At 33.0% G+C, this 19,386-nt stretch carries 18 protein-coding genes; all 18 read right to left on the reverse strand.

The genetic code is table 11. From position 1 onward, the window contains the following. Positions 1-80: 80 nt before the first annotated feature. Genes ACIPK1_RS13475 through ACIPK1_RS13560 form a run of 18 tightly spaced genes read right to left on the reverse strand, consistent with a single transcriptional unit; the run spans position 81 to position 18,723 of the window. On the reverse strand, positions 81-1,571 hold the full coding sequence (locus ACIPK1_RS13475) for a lipid II flippase MurJ (RefSeq protein WP_400451127.1): 1,491 nt from the start codon (positions 1,569-1,571) through the stop codon (positions 81-83). Between the two features lie 5 nt (positions 1,572-1,576). Further along, a complete protein-coding gene (locus tag ACIPK1_RS13480; RefSeq protein ID WP_061054347.1) occupies positions 1,577-2,674 on the reverse strand; it encodes a polysaccharide pyruvyl transferase family protein in 1,098 nt (365 codons plus the stop codon). 16 nt (positions 2,675-2,690) lie between these two features. Continuing rightward, positions 2,691-3,572, reverse strand: coding sequence for a glycosyltransferase (locus ACIPK1_RS13485; RefSeq protein ID WP_061054348.1), 882 nt, complete (start codon positions 3,570-3,572; stop codon positions 2,691-2,693). A gap of 16 nt (positions 3,573-3,588) precedes the next feature. Continuing rightward, positions 3,589-4,488: a glycosyltransferase family 2 protein gene (locus ACIPK1_RS13490; RefSeq protein ID WP_400451128.1), complete on the reverse strand. Its 900-nt coding sequence runs from the start codon at positions 4,486-4,488 to the stop codon at positions 3,589-3,591. Continuing rightward, a complete protein-coding gene (locus ACIPK1_RS13495) occupies positions 4,485-5,717 on the reverse strand; it encodes an O-antigen ligase family protein (RefSeq protein ID WP_400451129.1) in 1,233 nt (410 codons plus the stop codon). Before ACIPK1_RS13495 ends, ACIPK1_RS13490 begins: the two co-directional genes overlap by 4 nt. A gap of 10 nt (positions 5,718-5,727) precedes the next feature. After that, complete coding sequence (locus tag ACIPK1_RS13500; RefSeq protein WP_400451130.1) at positions 5,728-6,777, reverse strand: glycosyltransferase; 1,050 nt, start codon at positions 6,775-6,777, stop codon at positions 5,728-5,730. Beyond that, complete coding sequence (wecB, locus tag ACIPK1_RS13505; protein ID WP_400451131.1) at positions 6,774-7,898, reverse strand: non-hydrolyzing UDP-N-acetylglucosamine 2-epimerase; 1,125 nt, start codon at positions 7,896-7,898, stop codon at positions 6,774-6,776. Before wecB ends, ACIPK1_RS13500 begins: the two co-directional genes overlap by 4 nt. Before the next feature lie 2 nt (positions 7,899-7,900). After that, a complete protein-coding gene (locus tag ACIPK1_RS13510) occupies positions 7,901-9,010 on the reverse strand; it encodes a capsular polysaccharide biosynthesis protein CapF (protein WP_061054353.1) in 1,110 nt (369 codons plus the stop codon). Then, on the reverse strand, positions 9,007-10,029 hold the full coding sequence (locus ACIPK1_RS13515; RefSeq protein WP_400451132.1) for a polysaccharide biosynthesis protein: 1,023 nt from the start codon (positions 10,027-10,029) through the stop codon (positions 9,007-9,009). Before ACIPK1_RS13515 ends, ACIPK1_RS13510 begins: the two co-directional genes overlap by 4 nt. 2 nt (positions 10,030-10,031) lie before the next feature. Then, positions 10,032-11,255, reverse strand: a complete 1,224-nt coding sequence (locus ACIPK1_RS13520; protein WP_400451133.1) for a glycosyltransferase family 4 protein — start codon at positions 11,253-11,255, stop codon at positions 10,032-10,034. Next, positions 11,252-12,118 (reverse strand): NAD-dependent epimerase/dehydratase family protein, encoded by an 867-nt coding sequence (locus ACIPK1_RS13525; protein ID WP_139960119.1) that lies wholly within the window; start codon positions 12,116-12,118, stop codon positions 11,252-11,254. The genes ACIPK1_RS13520 and ACIPK1_RS13525 overlap by 4 nt, the downstream gene beginning before the upstream one ends. Beyond that, on the reverse strand, positions 12,115-12,729 hold the full coding sequence (locus ACIPK1_RS13530) for a sugar transferase (RefSeq protein WP_324847109.1): 615 nt from the start codon (positions 12,727-12,729) through the stop codon (positions 12,115-12,117). Before ACIPK1_RS13530 ends, ACIPK1_RS13525 begins: the two co-directional genes overlap by 4 nt. A gap of 12 nt (positions 12,730-12,741) precedes the next feature. Next, complete coding sequence (locus ACIPK1_RS13535) at positions 12,742-14,559, reverse strand: polysaccharide biosynthesis protein (RefSeq protein ID WP_400451134.1); 1,818 nt, start codon at positions 14,557-14,559, stop codon at positions 12,742-12,744. 12 nt (positions 14,560-14,571) lie between these two features. Then, positions 14,572-15,336, reverse strand: coding sequence for a tyrosine-protein phosphatase (locus tag ACIPK1_RS13540; RefSeq protein WP_086292090.1), 765 nt, complete (start codon positions 15,334-15,336; stop codon positions 14,572-14,574). A gap of 23 nt (positions 15,337-15,359) precedes the next feature. Further along, positions 15,360-16,067: a CpsD/CapB family tyrosine-protein kinase gene (locus ACIPK1_RS13545; protein WP_005234973.1), complete on the reverse strand. Its 708-nt coding sequence runs from the start codon at positions 16,065-16,067 to the stop codon at positions 15,360-15,362. Positions 16,068-16,076: 9 nt separating this feature from the next. Further along, positions 16,077-16,856, reverse strand: coding sequence for a YveK family protein (locus ACIPK1_RS13550; RefSeq protein WP_008378786.1), 780 nt, complete (start codon positions 16,854-16,856; stop codon positions 16,077-16,079). Between the two features lie 15 nt (positions 16,857-16,871). Continuing rightward, positions 16,872-17,804 carry an LCP family protein gene (locus tag ACIPK1_RS13555; protein WP_005234969.1) on the reverse strand — a complete coding sequence of 311 codons (933 nt, stop codon included), beginning with the start codon at positions 17,802-17,804 and terminating at the stop codon, positions 16,872-16,874. A 49-nt stretch (positions 17,805-17,853) separates the two neighbouring features. Continuing rightward, positions 17,854-18,723, reverse strand: coding sequence for a hypothetical protein (locus ACIPK1_RS13560; protein ID WP_301389833.1), 870 nt, complete (start codon positions 18,721-18,723; stop codon positions 17,854-17,856). Positions 18,724-19,386: the final 663 nt, after the last annotated feature.

Raw genomic sequence — 19,386 nt, forward strand, 5'->3', positions numbered from 1 at the left:
CCTAGCATAGTAGGCAATTTTAGGTGTGAAACAATTGAATCAATTAAATTATTTAGCTTCTAGAAAATAGAATTCTTGTTTTATTTAATAGTAATTTTCTTCTTAAACAAAATTAGAATTATGCAGACAAGCAACCCAAGAATACCTAAACCAATACTTATATTAACTAACAGATTGTATAAAAAACTATTTGTCGAAACACCAAACCAGTTTATTGATGTAAACATTACTAACCCCATGATGTTTGTGACAACAAACCATACTATAATATTTTTCCAATTAATTATTAGTTTATCTTTTCTCATTCTAATACTAATATTAATCAAGGATATTAGAGTTCCTAAAGTTGTAGAAACTACTAAGCTATATTCACCTATAAAAAGTCTCAGCACTAACAATAGAAAAATATTAATAAATACTGTTATAAAAGCATTTTTCGTTGGGATTGCTGTATTATCTCGAGCATAATAAATTCTATAAAAGAAATCCCTCATTACCGAAAATGGCAAACCAAGCATTAAAACCATACCAAAACTATAGACCATATTTGCATTTGCCGAGGTAAAATTACCTCTATAGAATAACAAGCTAACTAAGTCCTTTCCTACAGCAGCATATCCCCATACTAAAAGAATCACTATTATGTTTGTGATTGATATAAATTCTTCTGTTTTCTTTAATCCACTTTTTAAATTATCATTTAAATTTTGTACAATTTGTGGATAAACTAATGTAAAAATATTGGCTATTAAAAGCCCTTGAAAAATACCAACAATCTGATTGGTGTTAGATAGTATTGTAATTAAACCTTGACCGAAAAAACCAGCGAGATAATTTGTAATTATGATTTGAATTTGAAATATCGCTGAACCTGCTAAAATTGGTAGAGTATTCTTTATCATTTTAATAGCTTTTTCATCTTTTTTTATATCTGCAATACTAGGCAAATAGATTTTTTCAATCCCCTTACTTTTATCAAATAGAAAATATATAAACATTTCACCAATATAGGATAACGATAAAACAATCACAAAATGAACAATTTGGATTTTTCCAACGAAAAAAATGTACAGTACAGGAACTATAGCAGGTAATAAGTTAGGAAGTCTCGAAAGAATATACTTTCCTTTAATTTGTAAATTTGACATAATAAACGTTGAAACAATTCGAAAAAACTGACTTATAATTAAAAATGCGGTCATGATTAAAAATCTGTTTTGAATATCTTCAGAGAAATTCGAGTTAATGTTACTATTGAACAAAAATAGTAGCAACATCATTACAGCAGAAAATAAGATTGTAAAAAGCATTATTATTATAGTATAATTCAAGTTGCTATTGTTTTTTGAATTTTTTTTTTCGTTAACCATATTAGGTATTAATACTGTGGATATAGCTGAAGTAACAATACTAAAAATACTTATTGTAAATATATTTGATAGATAGAAAGCATCTAATTCAAATGAAGCTCCTAAATCTTTTGAAAGGTAGACACTTCTCAAAAGTCCAAAAATTTGAATTAATAGTGTTAATAATACTATAACCGGGAAGCTTTTTAATATTTTTCTCATATAATTTAATCCTTTAATATTTCATCAAGAAATTTAAATTGATTTTCTGCCAACCTAATCATATTGCTATGAATCTGACGTGGTATTCGATTTACTTCATTTTCAATAACATTAAAATCATATTGATTAATTTTTTTTATATTAATATAAGCTTGTTCTGGGTACCACTTGTCAATTGTATTGTTTATTTTTTTACTATAAGATATAACAATCGTTTTTTTTCTATAAAGCCAACCTAAAATCATCGCATGAAATCGAGTTGCAATTATCAATTCTGAGTTCTTTATATAATATAGAGACTGTTCAATGTCTTTATGAATGTATATTATGATATTTTTCCTATCGTTACTTTCTACTTTATTAACTACTCTTTTTATTGCTTCTTCGTCATTTTCACTCTCACAAAACCCCATTAAAACAACCTTTTTACCTTTTTCTATAAAACTATTTACCACACTAGTAACCCATTCTTCATAATTGTCAGCCTGTTCATTATCAAAACCAGCTCTAGAATATAAATCTATAATTGAGATGCAGATAAACAGTTCAGAGGACTGAATATTATCAACGGACAGATTAAACACAACATCTGGAGCAAGAGAAACATTTGAAATTTCTTTAAAAAGATCATAGGAATCTTCATCACGAAAAACAGTACCATCAATATCTTTAAAGAAATTGTAGTAGTTATCTAATTGTACTTGTGAAAAGAAAGGTCCAAAATTACTTCCAATCACATAATATTTCTCGGATATTTTTTTTATTTTCATACGTTTTTTATAAGCATTATCTAGCTGCCCATTTTTAGGTAAGATAAAAATTGATCCTCCAATTTCAATAAAAATATTAACAATTTTACTTAATTTAAAATACGATGAAAAGCCCAAAATTGGATACCTAATTTTTCTATATAATTTTGAAAAAAAGTCGGTTCTAATTTCGATCAATTCTAAATTACCAATGTCCTTAAAAACACGTAGATTTTTACTTGTAGCTTCGAGAAAAAAAGTTATGTCAGGGTATCTTTCACATACTACTTTAACAAATAAATCATCTCCTAAATTCGTTTCCCAATAACCTTTTAAAAAGACTTTCTGATTCATTTCATACCTCATTTCGTTAATATAAAAAAGGATTGATTTTCTCCACTTCTTCTAATTTCTTTTTTAGAGTATTTCTCACGAACGGAATTTTTAATAGTAATTCAACTAAGCTATAATGAATAAATGAATTTCTCTTTATAAAATTATCAACTTTTGGAACTTTAACTTCTAGAACTTTATAGAGGTACATAAATTTTAAATAATTTGGTAAATTAATTATGCGAGTTATTATAGATAACCTTTTTTTTATCATTATCCTAACAATCATCTCATACCCTGTCATATTAACTCTATCTCTCATTGTATTATTCTCATGAATATTAACGATAGCGCCAATATAGTCATACTCAGTATATATTTCTGACTTACTTAGATTATCATACCAGAACAGCCAATCCTCATTATAATCAAACTCAGTATTAAACTTCTCATCTATTATTTCCTTATTTATTATTACTGAATTAATTGGAAACGGATTCCATAAATACAAATGCTTTTTCCAATTTAGATCAGCAAGCTTGACATGCTCACTATTTTCCTTGGTATTTCTATATAAAGTAGCATAAGAGAAACCATTAACATTACCTTTAATAAAAATATTATAAGCTTTAAATAATAACATATCATCTATTTCATCATCAGCATCTAAAAAAAGTATATATTGGAATTCGGCATTATTAATCCCAATGTTGCGAGCATTACTTCTACCTTTTAATGGAGTATAAATATAAGAAATTCTTTCATCAGAAAATTCCTTTACTATTTCTTTTGTCATATCAATGGACGCATTATCAACAATTAAAATTTCAAAATCAGGATAATTTTGATTCAAACAAGATTGTATTGTTTTTTTTATCGTCTTTTCACCGTTAAAAACTGGAATGATAATGGAAAACATTTTCTCCCTCGCTATCCTATAATATTGTAAAATAAAACAGAAGTGTTCGCATAGTACTATATGCATAAAATTTATTTTTTAATAATACATACATTTTTCTAAATCTATTATTTTCAAGAGCTGATAAAAAAGTGTAAATATATTCTTTATCAGTAGGAACGGTTAATTGTATATCTATTAATTTTTGTAAAAAACTAAGTAACACAAATTTGTTTTCTCTTTTGTTCATAATTATTTTGTTCAGATAATTGAATCTTCTTAATAAGGGATTTGTATTACTTGTAGTGACGTTGTTCTCATGAATTCTATGTAGAACTGTAACATCGTCAAGGTATTCAATATCACCGTATATTTGAGCCACATTCACTATCCAATTGTCATGATTTATTGCCTCATTTGGTATTTCTTTGGTTATATTTAATAACTTATTGTTAATAACCATTGTGCAACCATAAATCCAATTTTGAATTACTAAATTTTTATGATTTGGTTGAAATGTTTCTGGATAAAATTTACCAGATGTCATTTCTTTAGTCCCAAAATTTTCAAAATTAGTATAAACCAATCTATACTCATTTTTCATATCCAAAATTTTACTCATACTTACTTCAATCTTGTGCTTTTTCCAAATATCGTCTTGATCACAGAAAAATATAAAATCGTAATTTTCAACTCGCCTCATAAGAGCTTCAAAACTTTTCAATGGTCCTATATTGCCTAAATTGTCATGAATTAACTTTATTCTACTATCTTTTTCTTGATAAAAGTTAATAATTGACAGTGTAGAATCTGTAGAACCATCATCACGTATAAATAAATTCCAATTCTTCGAAGTTTGATTAATAATTGACTCAATTTGCTCAGAAAGATATTTATCACCATTGTAAGAAGAAAGTATAATTGCTATATTTCTCAAAAATGTTCCCCTCTTTCAGATATAGTGCTAGAATACTTATTAATATATCCTAAAACAAAGAATATGATCCACATGCCATCAAAAGATGTGATGTACGGATTTGTACCATGAGCTATCATTATCGATACATAACTTAAAAAAATAGCTAAGTATTGAATGTTCTGAGTAAAATAAAACTGCTTAAATAATCTTAAACCTAACCATCCATATAGGAAAAAGTAAATAGTAAAACCGATAATCCCAGTTTGGAATAAAAGAGCTACATAACTTAATTCATATAATCCTGGAACTGTAAAAGATCTTATTACATGGGCAGAATTTATGCCAAATCCCACACCAAAAATCGGAAATTTTTTCCACGAGTCTATCAAATCAACAAACTGAAGTTTTCTTTCTGTATCTGATATATCTGCTATTATATCAAAATTAAATAATCTTAAATTTAAATTAAAAATATTGATCACATAATACATAAATAAAGATACAACTATTAATAAGAAGCAATATTTAAATATTTTTCTTACTCCAATTTTGCTCACCAATATTTTGTACAACAATGCCAAGATAAAAATAATTCCTGTAGTAATTAACAATGCTCTTCTTCCTATTAATAAAGAACACAAAGTCATAGATATTAAAGAAATGAAATTTAAAGCAAATAATTTTTTCTCTTTTGAAAATAAAACATATGCAATTGATATTGGCATAAGACAGAAGAAGGAGGTTATATTGGGACTAAAGTAGCTAACATATCCGCCATATGAATTAATATTATGAGGTATTAATACACTTAACTCATTTATTACAGGCACCCTTCCTGTGTAAGATAGATAAATATATATAGTTAGTAGGGATAAAACAAGACCAATCTTTGGAAAAAAAGAAAAAAGATCAAACATAATTTCTTTTAATGAGAATGGGAAAATAAATACTAAAAAATATAGCAGTGGCCAAATTAAATGAATTGGTGCTAATACTCTGAATATTTCTGGATTTTTTGCGGAGCCTAGTAATAAAAAGATTGCATTCGTTATAATATAACTAAAACCCCAAATCAAAACTCTATAATTAACTGTAATTTTTTCTACTGAGATTAAAAAATACAAGAAAGCTATAAATACAATTATAACAAGCTTCTGAATTTGAAATACTGTAGGAAAAATAAGAATCATAAAAATAAGAAGTTTAATTGCATTTTTCATAAGAATAAGTGGTAAACTTTTTTTCATTCTCTTTCCCTCATCGTTGTAAAATTATATCAGACAGAGATATAATATTTTCTTTTGTAATAAAATTAGTATCTTGTTGATTTAAAAAAATTTTATTATTCGAAATATTAGTCATGAAGTCAGCTAACTTTTTTGCGTCATCTTTATTGAAAAACACTGAATTTTTATAATTATTTAATATTTCCCGTGCAAATGAAGTATCTGCTGCAATAATAGGTGCACCAGCTTGTCTAGCTTCTAACAACGGTAACCCAAAGGATTCTATATATGAGGGAAATATGAGAGTTCCAGTTTTATAAAATGAGAATACTTTTTCTCTTGAAATTTTGCCCACACAAATTATCCTACTATCTTTATATTCATTCGGAATATCATTGTCTTCTATTGTTAAAAATACTTTTATATCCTTATTATCAATATATTTCAAAGCTTTAAATATCGCTTCATGATTTTTATAAAGAAAATTTGAAGCCGGGAAGAAAAAAGTATTACAATCATATTGTTTTTCGATATTATAAAGGTAATTATTTTCAACAGAAGGTGTACATAAATGGACTCTATTTTTTAGTTTTTCCTTTATACTTTCCTTCATCCATTTAGTTTGAACAATAATCTCCGCATCAGTTTTTTTTAATAAGTAGTTAAAAATCCTACCTATAATCTTTTGGTAGCAAGCGAATTTTATCTCTTTTATTTTAAAAAAAGAAAAATTTTTCTCTTTTTGATATGGAAGCGGTTGATGTAAATATACGTATTGTTTACATTTTACTCCTAAAGTTGCTGTATTTTGAAGGGACAAATATAAATCGGGCTCAAAATTATTAATCAATTTCTTTCCCGAAAATAAATCAAACCACAATCTTTTTACCCAGCTTTTTTTTATTTCTGGGAATACTTCTATCTTTATATTTTCTGCTTCATTGAAATGTTTTTCATCCAATAAAAATACCCATTCATGATTCTCACCATTTAAATGTATGTCTGAAAAGAAATCGGATAGTACAGAAAATGCCCCTCCAGAATTCTTCGATGCTGCGATGTCGTTTACTACTATTTTCACTCCTGCCACACCACCCGTTTTACATAATCCGTGTATGACAATATAATTCTCAATACTTTATGCGATACGTTTGAAACTGAGTAATTAGAAACTAACAATAAAGTGTCAGTATTCTGAGTCTCTAAGACTTTTAGTCCTTGCAATATTCTTTCCTTTTCTAAACCAACCATCATTACACTAGCTTCTTCCATAGCTTCTGGTCTTTCATGGGCCTGACGGATATTTAAAGCTTTAAACCCGAGGATCGATGCTTCTTCACTAATCGTACCACTATCACTTAAAACAGCTTTAGCGTTCATTTGAAGTTTATTATAATCATTAAAACCCATAGGTTTCATAGTTTGAATCAATTTATGGAATTGAACTCCCTCTGCTTCTATCATTTTCATTGTCCGTGGATGGGTACTAATAATGATTGGATATTGATACTCTTCAGCAATTGAGTTTAGTGAATCCACTAGATCATGAAAATTTTCTTTTGAACTGATATTTTCTTCCCTATGTGCCGATACTAAAAAGTACTCATTTTGCTTAAGGCTTAGTTTTTCCAAAATAGGTGAGTGCTCAATATCTTTTTTTCTAGAATTCAACACTTCAAACATGGGACTACCGGTTTTAATGATTCGATCCGCTGGAAGCCCTTCTCTCAATAAATATTCTCTGGCGATATCACTATACGTTAAATTAATATCAGCTGTATGGTCAACAATTTTTCGATTTGTTTCTTCTGGTACTCTTTGATCAAAACAGCGATTTCCAGCTTCCATATGAAAAATAGGAATGTGTCTTCGCTTCGCGGCAATGGCACATAAACAACTGTTGGTATCTCCCAAGACCAAAAATGCATCTGGTTTTACTTCTTCAAGAATTGGATCTATTTTGATCAGTATATTCCCAACGGTTTCAATGGCTGTACCTGTTGCTGCATTCAAAAAATAATCTGGCTTCTTTAATTTAAAGTCTTCAAAGAAAACTTCATTTAGTTCATAATCATAGTTTTGACCAGTATGTACAAGTACATGGTCAATCGCTTCAGAACTCTCTAAACGATTAATAACTGCAGATAAGCGAATGATTTCTGGACGAGTCCCAACGACTGTCATAACTTTTAATTTTTTCAATGCTAGACCTCCACGTAATAAGTATCAGGATTTTCAGGGTCAAACGTTTCGTTTACCCACATAACAGTGACCATGTCAGTATTACCTAGGTTCTCAATATTATGAGTATAACCAACAGGTATATCGACTACTTCTAATTTCTCACCAGAAACAAAATACTCGATAATTTCTTCAGAACCAATCTTTCTAAAGCGGATAACGCCTTTTCCACTTACTACCAGAAATTTCTCATTTTTGGTATGATGCCAGTGATTTCCTTTAACAATCCCCGGCTTTGAAATATTAATTGAGACTTGTCCGCGATCTTCAGTCCTCAAAAATTCGGTGAATGATCCGCGATCATCGATATTCATCTTTAAAGGATATGAAAACTCATCCTCTGGTAAAAAGCTAAGAAATGTACTATACAGATTTTTTTCTATTCTACGATTTAATTGAGGTACAGATAGATTTCTTCTACTTTCTTTAAAAGAAAGAATTATATCTCTCAAAGCGCCCACAGTTACTGTATCCGTTTCTCTTACTGAACAAAAGTCATCGACAATAAATGGTTTTGCTTGAAGGCAATGCAGCAATTCCTTAATAACATCATCAATATAGCAAAGTTCAATTTCTGCATTTTTATCATTGACGGTTATTTCTTCACCTCGAGCCACTTTATAACAAAAAGTCGCTACTACCGTATTATAATTTGGTTTCGACCATTTTCCATACAAATTAGAGAATCGATAAATGTAGACTTTCGCTCCAGTTTCACTTTGATATTTTCGTAAGAGATCTTCTCCAGCTTTCTTACTGCGACCATAAGCATTGTTAAGAGCAGCTTGAATAGAGGATGATATCATTACTGGACATGTATTGTTGTATTCCTTTAGTTTATCTAGAAGAACTGAGGTGAAACCGAAATTCCCTTCCATAAACTCTTCTTCTTCCTTGGGTCGATTCACGCCCGCTAAATGGAAAACAAAATCTGCTTTTAAGCAATATTCATCTAATAAATGTGGAGGAGTATCTATATCATATTCAAAAACATTTTCATAACCTTCGTTTCGAAGCTCTGCAATTAAATTTTTACCTACAAATCCATTGGCTCCTGTAACTAAAATATTCATCGATTTTTCCACTCTTTCAACTCTTCTTGAACATAATCTAATGCTAATAATTTTTCCTTGATTTGTTCTACAGATAGTCGTTCCGTATTATCAGAATTGTATTCGCCTTCGTGTGTCAATTCGGTACTGCCTTCGCTAAAATATTTCTCGTAATTAAGATCTCTAGTATCGGCTGGTACACGATAGAAGCCGCCCATATCTTTCGCAACGAGATATTCTTCTTTTGTAAGAAGCGTTTCATATCTTTTCTCACCATGACGGGTGCCTATAATTTGAATCTCATTTTCAACTTTAAAAAGTTCTTTCACTGCTTGTGCTAGATCACCTACCGTTGACGCAGGAGATTTTTGAACCATGATGTCTCCTGCTTTTGCATTTTGAAATGCAAAAACAACTAATTCAACTGCTTCTTCTAAACTCATCAAGAATCTAGTCATGCCCGGGTCCGTAACAGTTAACGGTTTTCCTGCTTTTATTTGCTCAATAAATAATGGAATCACAGAACCTCTGGATGCCATGACATTACCATAACGAGTTCCGCAAATCATTGTATTTTCATCTGCCACAGTTTTTGCTTTTGCTACAAAAACCTTCTCCATCATTGCCTTTGAAATCCCCATTGCGTTGATTGGATAAGCTGCTTTATCTGTTGAAAGACAAATAACTTTTTTTACCCCCATCTCAACAGCAGCTGTCACAACATTATCCGTACCCATGACATTTGTTTTAACAGCTTCCATCGGAAAGAATTCGCATGAAGGAACTTGTTTTAAAGCAGCCGCATGAAATATGTAATCTACTCCGTGCATTGCATTTTTAACACTATTTATATCGCGTACATCCCCAATATAAAATTTCAATTTGTCATTGTTATATTTCTTTCTCATATCATCTTGTTTCTTTTCATCTCGCGAGAAGATACGGATTTCTTTTATATCGGAGTCTAAAAATCTTTTCATTACTGCATTACCAAATGAACCTGTACCACCTGTTATTAATAACACTTTATTATTAAACACTTTTATTCCTCCAATATTCTTTTGAATAATTTAATGTATTTTTGAATTTGAATATTTCTACAATAGTTTTTGGAAACTTTGTTTGACATATTCTTACTCATAGAGCGAAGTGTTGTTTTATCATTATTTAAAGTCAACAAACTACTTATTAATTCTTCCGAGTCTCCATTATCCACTGCGATCCCTGCATTATTTAATAATAATTCACGAGAAATGTCAGTGTTCGTATCCATGATCGCAATTACAGGTTTTTCGGCTTGATAATAACTGTATGTTTTACTAGGAACTGCTAATCCAGAGAGACCATCTTCAAGTGAAACAATAAATATAGAAGTGATGTTTAAAGCATCATTAAATTCATTCCCACTTAAATAATCAAACATAAAGCAATTCTTTAGACTTTTTTCTGTGATGACTTCTGATATTTCTTTTTTCTTATTGCCGTGACCAGCAAATAAAAAGGCGATTTTTTCTTTAGCAATACGTTCATCAGAAATTGTCTTCAAAATGGTATCCATATCCTGTGCCGTTCCCATATTACCAAAATAAGAAACTATGAGTGGATACTTATTACTTATCTCTATGAACTCCGGTGTCACTAGTTTATTCAATGATTTTTCTTCTGTTGCCCAATTTGGTATTACTATTATTCTTTCTGGATCAATGTTCCTATTTTTTTTAATATACGATTTCATGTCATTTGACAAAGCCACAATATTTGATGCTTCCGGATATAATCGTTCATTTATTTTTCGCATAAATCTAGAAATAAAACTATTCTTCCTAATCGTATCTGTTCTTTCAGCAATTTCAGGATAAAGATCATATGCAACAAAAACAATTTTACTTCCATAAAGTTTTTTTGCAACAATGGAGATTAACGGCAAAATAGGTGGGTTTGAATAGACAATGATTGTTTTATAATTTCGGCACATTCGTACATTCAATAGTATTGTGAATGTAAATGAAAAGTAATTTATTAGTCTACTTAAAAAATTCTTTCTGCCAAGTTGGATATATTTTTTTCGATAAACCGTCATATCGTCGATTTTTTCGTTAACTGGTATTTTTTCATTTTTTTGTGTGTATTCTCGAGGATAACCACATAGGACATCGACTGTTAGACCTGCTTTACTTAATCCTTGAGCAGTCTGATAAGGTAAGAGTGCCGAAGAAACATACTCTGGATAAAAGAATTGGCACATAAATAGTATATCTCTTTTCACTTTTCACTCTCCTCAATACTAGCCTTAAAATCTCTGATTTGATAATCAAATTTCACATTATTAAAAATCGATTCTGGATAACCCTCTAGCGTTGAATCATAGAAGAGCGTGCCAAAAACTTTTTGAAGTAAGTTGCTATGCTCCGAAAGTTTGGAAATAAGGGTATCAAACCCTTTTATTAAATATATTTTTCTTCTATGAAATTTTGCGATTTCATTTACCATTAAAGACGTGTTGACAAGCACTTTGTTCTGGGGATGGAACGTTCCATTTAACTGATTATCTATAATTACTTTGACAAAGCAATGGAGATTATCAATATAAAGCATGCTTCTCTTGTTGTTTACTTTAGGAAATACAATAATTTTTTTTGCCACATTTGATAATCTTTGGTAATTTCCAACACATTGCGGACCGTAAATCATAGGAGGTCTGATTATCGCTACATTGAAAGAATCAGTTGCTAACCTTTCGATCTGTATCTCAGCTTCTCTCTTAGATTTACCATACGGTGTTTTAGGATTTATTTTAGTCTTTGCAGAAATAGCTCCGCTTTCTACTCCGAAAACAGACATCGTGCTAAAAAAAATAAAATGCTGTACATGTTCTTTCTTTGCTTTTTCTGCTACTTTAATAGCTAAATCACGATTTACTTTGTAATACAATTCTTCATTTGTTTCTTTGACGTGAACAATAGCTGCAAGATGAATCAAAACATCATATACAGAAAAATCAACATCTTTCCAAGTACTCTCCCTAACACTAATCGTTTCAATTTGATAATAATCTTTATATTGCTCTATCCATGTTTTAAATGATGTACCAATATAGCTATTTTCTCCTGTGATGAGGATACGCTTCATTGCCCATCCTCCTTCTTAATACTACTTGTTCCGCCTTCTATAACACCCTCACTTTTAAAAACAGAAACAATCGTTCCAAGAAAACACTTCAGATCCATAGAGGGTGAAATGCTTTCAGTATATTTCCCATCTAAAAGAGCTTTTTGTTTAATTTCCAACTCATCTCGACCACTAATTTGAGCCAACCCAGTCAATCCTGGTCGAACATTATTTGCCCCATACTTATCACGTTCTTCAATCAAATCATATTGATTCCATAGCGCTGGACGAGGCCCAATGACAGCCATATCGCCTTTAATAATATTGAATAATTGAGGCAGCTCATCCAAACTGGTTTTTCTTAAAAATTTCCCGACCTTGGTGATATAAAAATCAGGATCTTCTAAAAGATGTGTTGGCATTTCTTTTGGTGTATCAATCTTCATTGTTCTGAATTTATAAATATTAAAATGGGTTTTATTCTTTCCAACCCGTTTTTGTTTAAAAATAATGGGACCCTTTGAATCGATTTTTATCGCTAGACATAATAGTAATAGTACTGGTGATAAAACAATTATCCCTATTAGCGATAATAGAAAATCAATAATTCTTTTCATTCCATCCTTATACAACAAAACCCACTCCTATTTGTTTGAAGCATTTGCAAATTTCACAATTTCATTAGCCAATGTAGCACTGTCTTTAGGAAGTGCTTCTACAAAACAAAGTACCTCTTCCAATGAATATCCTTTGATATTCCCAACAAAAATTTTCTCAAAGACTGCTTTATCATTTCGTTCTTTATCCAGCAAAAGCTCTTCATATAATTTTTCCCCAGGTCGAATCCCAGTTTCAATAATCTCAATCTCTTCTTCGCTATAACCACTTAGACGAATCATATTCTTCGCAAGATCAACAATTTTCACCGGTTCGCCCATATCTAAAATGAAGATTTCGCCACCTTGAGCAAGTGCCCCTGACTGAATAACCAAGCGGCTAGCTTCTGGGATCGTCATGAAATAGCGGGTCATACGAAAATCAGTTACTGTGATCGGTCCACCTTTTGCTATTTGCTCACGGAATACTGGAATCACACTGCCTCTTGAACCTAATACATTGCCAAAACGCACAGCAGAAAATTTCGTGCACCCTTTTTCATTTAAGCCGGTAACAATCATCTCGGAGATGCGCTTTGTTGCCCCCATGACGTTTGGTGGATTATTGGCTTTATCCGTAGACACCATTACAAAGTTTTTCACTTTCGCAGCTTTGGCAGCTTCAGCGGTATTTTTCGTTCCGTAAATATTGTTTTTCACTGCTTCTTTAGGATTGTATTCCATCAACGGTACGTGTTTATGTGCTGCCGCATGATAAACGATATCCGGTTTGACTTCCTTCATGATTTCAAACATCTTTTCTCGATCTTGTATATCGGCTATAACAGGAACGATTTTGGTAATATTATCTTTAAAATTGATGTTCAACTCACGGTCAATTAAGTAAATCGAGTTTTCTCCATGTCCTAACAAAACTAGTTTTTTAGGATTGAATTGAATCACTTGGCGACAGATTTCGGAACCGATCGATCCACCAGCACCAGTCACTAATATCGTCTTTCCAGTAATTTGATCTTTGATGGAGTCGATATCCAATTTGACTTCGTCTCTGCCTAGCAAATCAACGACATCGATTTTCTTCAAACGTGAGGTGCTGATTTTTCCAGAGGCGATTTCTTCCATTGATGGCATCGTGTTGACTTTGACATGCAAAGGTTCAATTAAGCTAAAAATACTCCGCAATTTTTTCCGTGACAAGGATGGAATAGCGATCGTAACCATATTGATCTCATACTTTTGAATCAAATCAGGTAAATCACTGATATAACCCAAGACTTTTTTCCCAGAAAGATAAGTGTTTCGTTTATTCGGATCATCATCGACAAATCCGATAATATTAATGTCACTTGCCGTTTTCGAACCTACGAAGCTATTGTAAAGAATACGGCCGCCTTCTCCTGCACCGACGATCAGGGTATTTTTGACAACCTCATTGGACGTACCCCTCATGTTTTTTCTTTCAATATAGATCCGCCAAATCAATCGACTAGCAATAATCAGAAAGAGCGAAAGAAAGTACGTAAAGATCACTAAGCGCACGCTATAGGTTTCATCACCGAAAAACAAGATCACGTTACAAGTAAAAGCGCTGCATGATACAGCCAAGAAGATAGCGATCATTTCTTTCAAGTTCGTGTAACGATTGATCCGAGAAAAAACACGAAATACGGAACCATAAAAAAGGTAGAAACCTACAGACAGACTCACCGACATCAATGTAAATTCTTTTGGAATCGCCACAAAGGGTTTCATAAAATAAACTGCTGCAATATTTGCTGCTATGATCAATAAACTATCTACAACTATCAAAGTTACAATTTTTCTTCTTCTCGTTAATTCAAACAACCCAGTTGCCCCCTAAAATAACCCGAATTTCTTTTTTTTCACTTCTGTAAAAGCTGGAAAACTGATTTGATCCCCGTTTATCAAATCTTTTGCTACTTGTTTCATCAAGGTTACTTTGAGCATGCCAAAATCTTGCTCAATTTGCTCATAAGCTTCTTTTAAATTAAAGGTGCGTTTTGTAACGCCATGGGCATCCGAAGCGACCATCTGAACAAGATTATGTTCAACCATTGTTTTTGCTGTTTTTTGGATTTCTTTTCCAAATACGCCGACATAACTTGGCGCAGTTAACTGTGCCAAACAGCCCATATCCAAAAAAGGGATGAGATTGTTAGGGTCTTTTCTAAAATGAGCATTCCGCTCGGGGTGGACAATGACTGGAATCTTTCCCAGCTGTAGTAAATCGAAGAATATTTGTTCTGTATACGTAGGCACTTCAATGGTAGGAAATTCTATCAAGATATACGTATCATCAAGATCTGTAAAAAGGATGTCATTTTTCTGTATATCCTCAATTAAATCTCCTGTTATCCTAACCTCTTGCCCCTCAAGAACTGTCAAGGGCAGGTTCCGTGCGTCTAATTCTTCTTGTAAAGAGGTAACGAGAGAAATGACCTCTGACTTCGGATTGCGGTATTTTCCATTGTTATGATGTGGGGTACAAAGGATATGCGTAATTCCTTGGCTAATCGCTTTTTCAGCCATAGCAATGCTCGCAGTGATGTCTTCTGCACCATCATCAATTCCTGGTAAAATGTGGCAATGTAAATCAATCATTTCTCTCGTCTCCTTCAAATTAATTAATTTCCATAATAATAGTAGTAACCTGAATCTTTCGAGTGTTCGGCACCGTTATAGACCACCCCAATGATTCTTGCTTGAACCATATTCAAAAGATCTCTCGCTTTTGTTAAGGATTCTTTACGTGCAACATTTTCTCGAACCACTAAGATCGTCCCATCTGCTTTAGATGCCATGATTTGTGCATCGGTGACTGCTACAACTGGTGGCATATCAAAGATAACCACATCGTAAAGGTTTTTCGCTTCTTCCATCACTTGGTTCATTCGTGCTGACCCAAGTAGCTCAGATGGATTTGGTGGTTTTGGTCCGCTAGTTAAGACAGATAAATTATCAATCACCGTTTTTTGAGCTGCTTCAAGTACGCTCGTTGAGGTACTTAATACGGTACTCAATCCACTCGCATTGTTTAAGCTGAATGTTTTGTATACAGTAGGCTTTCGCATATCGGCATCAACTAACAATACTCGTTGTCCTGATTTTGCAAAAACAACCGCTAAATTAGCTGAAGTTGTCGATTTTCCTTCACCTGGACCAGAAGAAGTAACAACAATGGTCTTGATTTGTTTATCTGCTGAAGACGCAAATTGAATATTTGTACGGATCGTACGATATTGCTCTGAGATTGGTGAAGAAGGATCAATTAGCGTGATCAAACTTACTGCATGTGTCTGTGTCCCAGTACGTTCTTGTTTTTTTGCCATCATTGTTCCCTCCTAGACCCGGCTACGACTACGGCGTGATTCTGCCGTTTTGTCGCCTTGCGGTTTCTTAATAAATGGTGCGCTTGGCTTTTTCTGAATGGTCGCAGCCAATTCTTTTGGTGACATTTGGGGTACAGTACCCAATACGGTAAAGCCTAATGTTTCGGTTACAAATTTATCATCTTTGACAGTTCGATCTAGTAGCTCCAATAAGAAGGCTAAACCGACACCGACCATGATCCCTAATACCAGACCAATAGCTAGATTTAGTTTGTTGTTAGGTGAAACGGGTGTAGTACTAGCTACCGCACTTGAAATGATTGAGATTTTATCAACATTCATAACATCTTGAGCATTTTCTTGAAAGACCAATGCTGTCGTATTGGCAATATTTTGCGCTGACACTGCATTTGTACTAGTTGCCTGAATGGAAAACATTTGTGAGTTCTGTGACTGGTTGATCGAAATGGATTCTTTCAATTGTCCGACAGTCAAGTCAAGGTTATTTTCAGACTCCAAACGATCCTTTACTTGTGTCATAACCAAGTCACTGACAATCATATCTTTATACGTATTGATCATTTGCAAGTTTGTATTCACATCGTTGGCATTGGTAGTTTCGGATTGAGGCAATGTCACAATCAACTGAGCTTGTGAACTGTATTTCGGTGTAATGACAAAGAAGGTGAATATCCCTGCTAAAGCTAAACCAGCAAACATTGAAATAAAAATAGCAGCTAAGTGTTTCCGTAGAATTGCGAATATTTCTTTTAAGCTAATTGTTTCTTCCATCTTTTCTCCACTTTCCTATTCATTCTCTAGATTTAGTTGAGCTTTCAACTCTTTTTGAACTCTTGCTAGTTCTTCGTCACTCACACGCTGATATGAGATGCCATCTTGCATGAATCCTTCCCCTTGCAACTGATCTTGTTTGATCGTTTGAAAGGCACTGCGATAGTTAAATGCTAAGGTTCGCATGTCATCGAAACTCATATCTGTCTTCATGTTTTGCTCAACGGCATTTAAGATCGTTTGATATTGGGTGATTCCATCAAGACTCAAGACTTTCTTAACGATCCCTTCAACGATTTTACGTTGGCGTTCTTGACGCCCATAATCGCCGTTTGGATCTTCATAACGCATTCTTGAATAGGCAAGGGCTTGTTCGCCATTTAGTGATGTACGTCCGATAGCAAAATCAAAGCCGTCTTGCGAAAAGGTGATTTCATTATCAACTTCAATGCCGCCAACCGCATCGACTAATTCTTTCAAACCAGCCATATTGATTGATACATAATGATCGATCGGAATATCCAAGAATTTTTCTACGGTATTCATTGCCATCGCTGGTCCACCAAAAGCATAGGCATGATTAATTTTATCTGTCGTCCCATGTCCAACGATATCAACATAGGAATCTCTTCCAATACTCACCACCGTCGTCTGATTGTCTTGTGGGCTGATGGTCGCAACCATCATGGTATCAGAACGTCCTTGTTCGACTCTTCCTAAATCACCGGTATCGATCCCCATCAGTAAAACCGAGAAGGAATCTTTTTGGGATAGGTCGACATCATTTTCACGTAGACGATCTTCTCGATCACGTTCGACTGATTGATAGGTTTCTTGAATTGAGTTTGATACATCAAAATATAATTTTGCAGCGACACCGATCATTCCGATGACTAACACTGCAACGATTGAAAAGATGATTAAAAAGATTTTTTTTCCTTTTGACATTTGCTTTCCTCCAGTTATCTAAAATTTCCTTCAGCACGTTTCATCTTATTTAATAGTAAGACGCTGAACTTGTCTCTGTTCCAGTACCGTCTCCTGTTGATGTATCGTCAGAATAACTTTCAGTTGAAGCTGAGGGAATATAACTGGTATAGCCTGTATACCCCATTTGAGCCGCAATTGAATTAGCGGACTCTGTAAAAGAATCTTTAAGTACTTGATTTCGCACTTGATTGATGCTGTCAATCAGAGCTAAATAGCCATCCAAAGTCGCTTCGCTAGTTACAACATTATCTTGCAGCATAGCATTCAAGCTGGCTTGAATTTGTGTAATGCGATCCAATTGAGTGGTCGCAAACTCTAAATAAGCAGAAACAAGGTCTTTCCACGGACCATCTTCAAGAAAATTTAAATCCTCACGGACATTCCCTAAGTCCGTTTCTTTTAGATCCTCTTTAATAGTGACATTGTTCTCAGCAACTTGCCAATTCGAAACACCTTCAGTAAACAGCGCTGCTGTATTAGCTTGTACTTTCACTTTTGCCTCGATCTCTTTTAGTTGATCATCCAGCGCTTGTTTCTTTTCTTGAATCTCAACAGATTCGCTCGGTAATGCGCTCTCTTCGATTCCGTAATCATCTGCAGATACTTTTACTGCTGATAGTTTCGCGACAGTTTTCAAAACCTCTTCTTCGCTAAGATCACTTCGTAAAAACGTTTGCTCTTCGTTGCTGTACATACCAGTAATTTCTCCGGACAGTTCATTCAAGCGCTCTCGCTCGCTTGCAATCGCTGTCTGTGCATATTCGACTCGCTGCTGATATTGCCTTTGGTTATTTTGTCGGTAACCAATAAAACAAATTGCAACGGCGCCAATACCAACGGCTAAAACAGTCAAAGTCTTTATTAACGGCTTTCCCATGAACACACTCCCTACTTCAATTGTGCTTGTTTAAGCATTCTGCCTTCCTCTCACATAATAAAGGCAATTCTAGTTTATTATAAGAGAAATGTATCATTAAATAAAGGAAATTCCCGTTTTTTATTTATTAAGGTATATTTTTCGTCAATAAAAGACTTATATAATGCCAAACATCAGTTATTTTAAAAAACCATAAATAACGACTACTTTACTTGACAGTTTTTTTAAACCCTCATTTTAAATAATGAATAATTCAGTTATAATCGTTGTTCTCATCACCTTTGAAGGTTGTCACATTATAGAAAAATAACCTTAAGAGATTATATTCGTTCACTTTCTCAACATCTTTTCATTATAAATAGAAAAGATAAGAAATTCAGAAAGTATTTTTATACACTTTTCTTGTTATTATAAATTAATTTGGCAAAGCTGAATTCTTTTCTTGGCACACTTAGGGTTTCCTTTGCGGCTGCTATTTGTTTACGTCAATCGTTCCTGTTAAAATTATAAGTTGTCTTTCCCAAAGTGACTTTTTTCTTCAATTCTGTTCCCCTTAATATTCAATCGCCCCCCGAAAAACAATAATCATTTAATTTTTATTCCACCACTAAACACTTATCGTCTCGCCCCCTCTCTGGCTATTCAATTTTCATCAATCTTCTT

Source organism: Enterococcus sp. NPDC086594, from assembly GCF_044746145.1.
GTDB classification, from domain to species: Bacteria; Bacillota; Bacilli; order Lactobacillales; family Enterococcaceae; genus Enterococcus_D; species Enterococcus_D entomosocium.

Bases quoted from the DNA above. Each gene is read 5' to 3' on its own strand.
- ACIPK1_RS13475 (WP_400451127.1), bottom strand. From the start codon at position 1,571: ATGAGAAAAATATTAAAAAGCTTCCCGGTTATAGTATTATTAACACTA.
- ACIPK1_RS13480 (WP_061054347.1), bottom strand. From the start codon at position 2,674: ATGAATCAGAAAGTCTTTTTAAAAGGTTATTGGGAAACGAATTTAGGA.
- ACIPK1_RS13485 (WP_061054348.1), bottom strand. From the start codon at position 3,572: ATGTTTTCCATTATCATTCCAGTTTTTAACGGTGAAAAGACGATAAAA.
- ACIPK1_RS13495 (WP_400451129.1), bottom strand. From the start codon at position 5,717: ATGAAAAAAAGTTTACCACTTATTCTTATGAAAAATGCAATTAAACTT.
- ACIPK1_RS13510 (WP_061054353.1), bottom strand. From the start codon at position 9,010: ATGAATATTTTAGTTACAGGAGCCAATGGATTTGTAGGTAAAAATTTA.
- ACIPK1_RS13525 (WP_139960119.1), bottom strand. From the start codon at position 12,118: ATGAAGCGTATCCTCATCACAGGAGAAAATAGCTATATTGGTACATCA.
- ACIPK1_RS13540 (WP_086292090.1), bottom strand. From the start codon at position 15,336: ATGATTGATTTACATTGCCACATTTTACCAGGAATTGATGATGGTGCA.
- ACIPK1_RS13545 (WP_005234973.1), bottom strand. From the start codon at position 16,067: ATGATGGCAAAAAAACAAGAACGTACTGGGACACAGACACATGCAGTA.
- ACIPK1_RS13550 (WP_008378786.1), bottom strand. From the start codon at position 16,856: ATGGAAGAAACAATTAGCTTAAAAGAAATATTCGCAATTCTACGGAAA.
- ACIPK1_RS13555 (WP_005234969.1), bottom strand. From the start codon at position 17,804: ATGTCAAAAGGAAAAAAAATCTTTTTAATCATCTTTTCAATCGTTGCA.
- ACIPK1_RS13560 (WP_301389833.1), bottom strand. From the start codon at position 18,723: ATGGGAAAGCCGTTAATAAAGACTTTGACTGTTTTAGCCGTTGGTATT.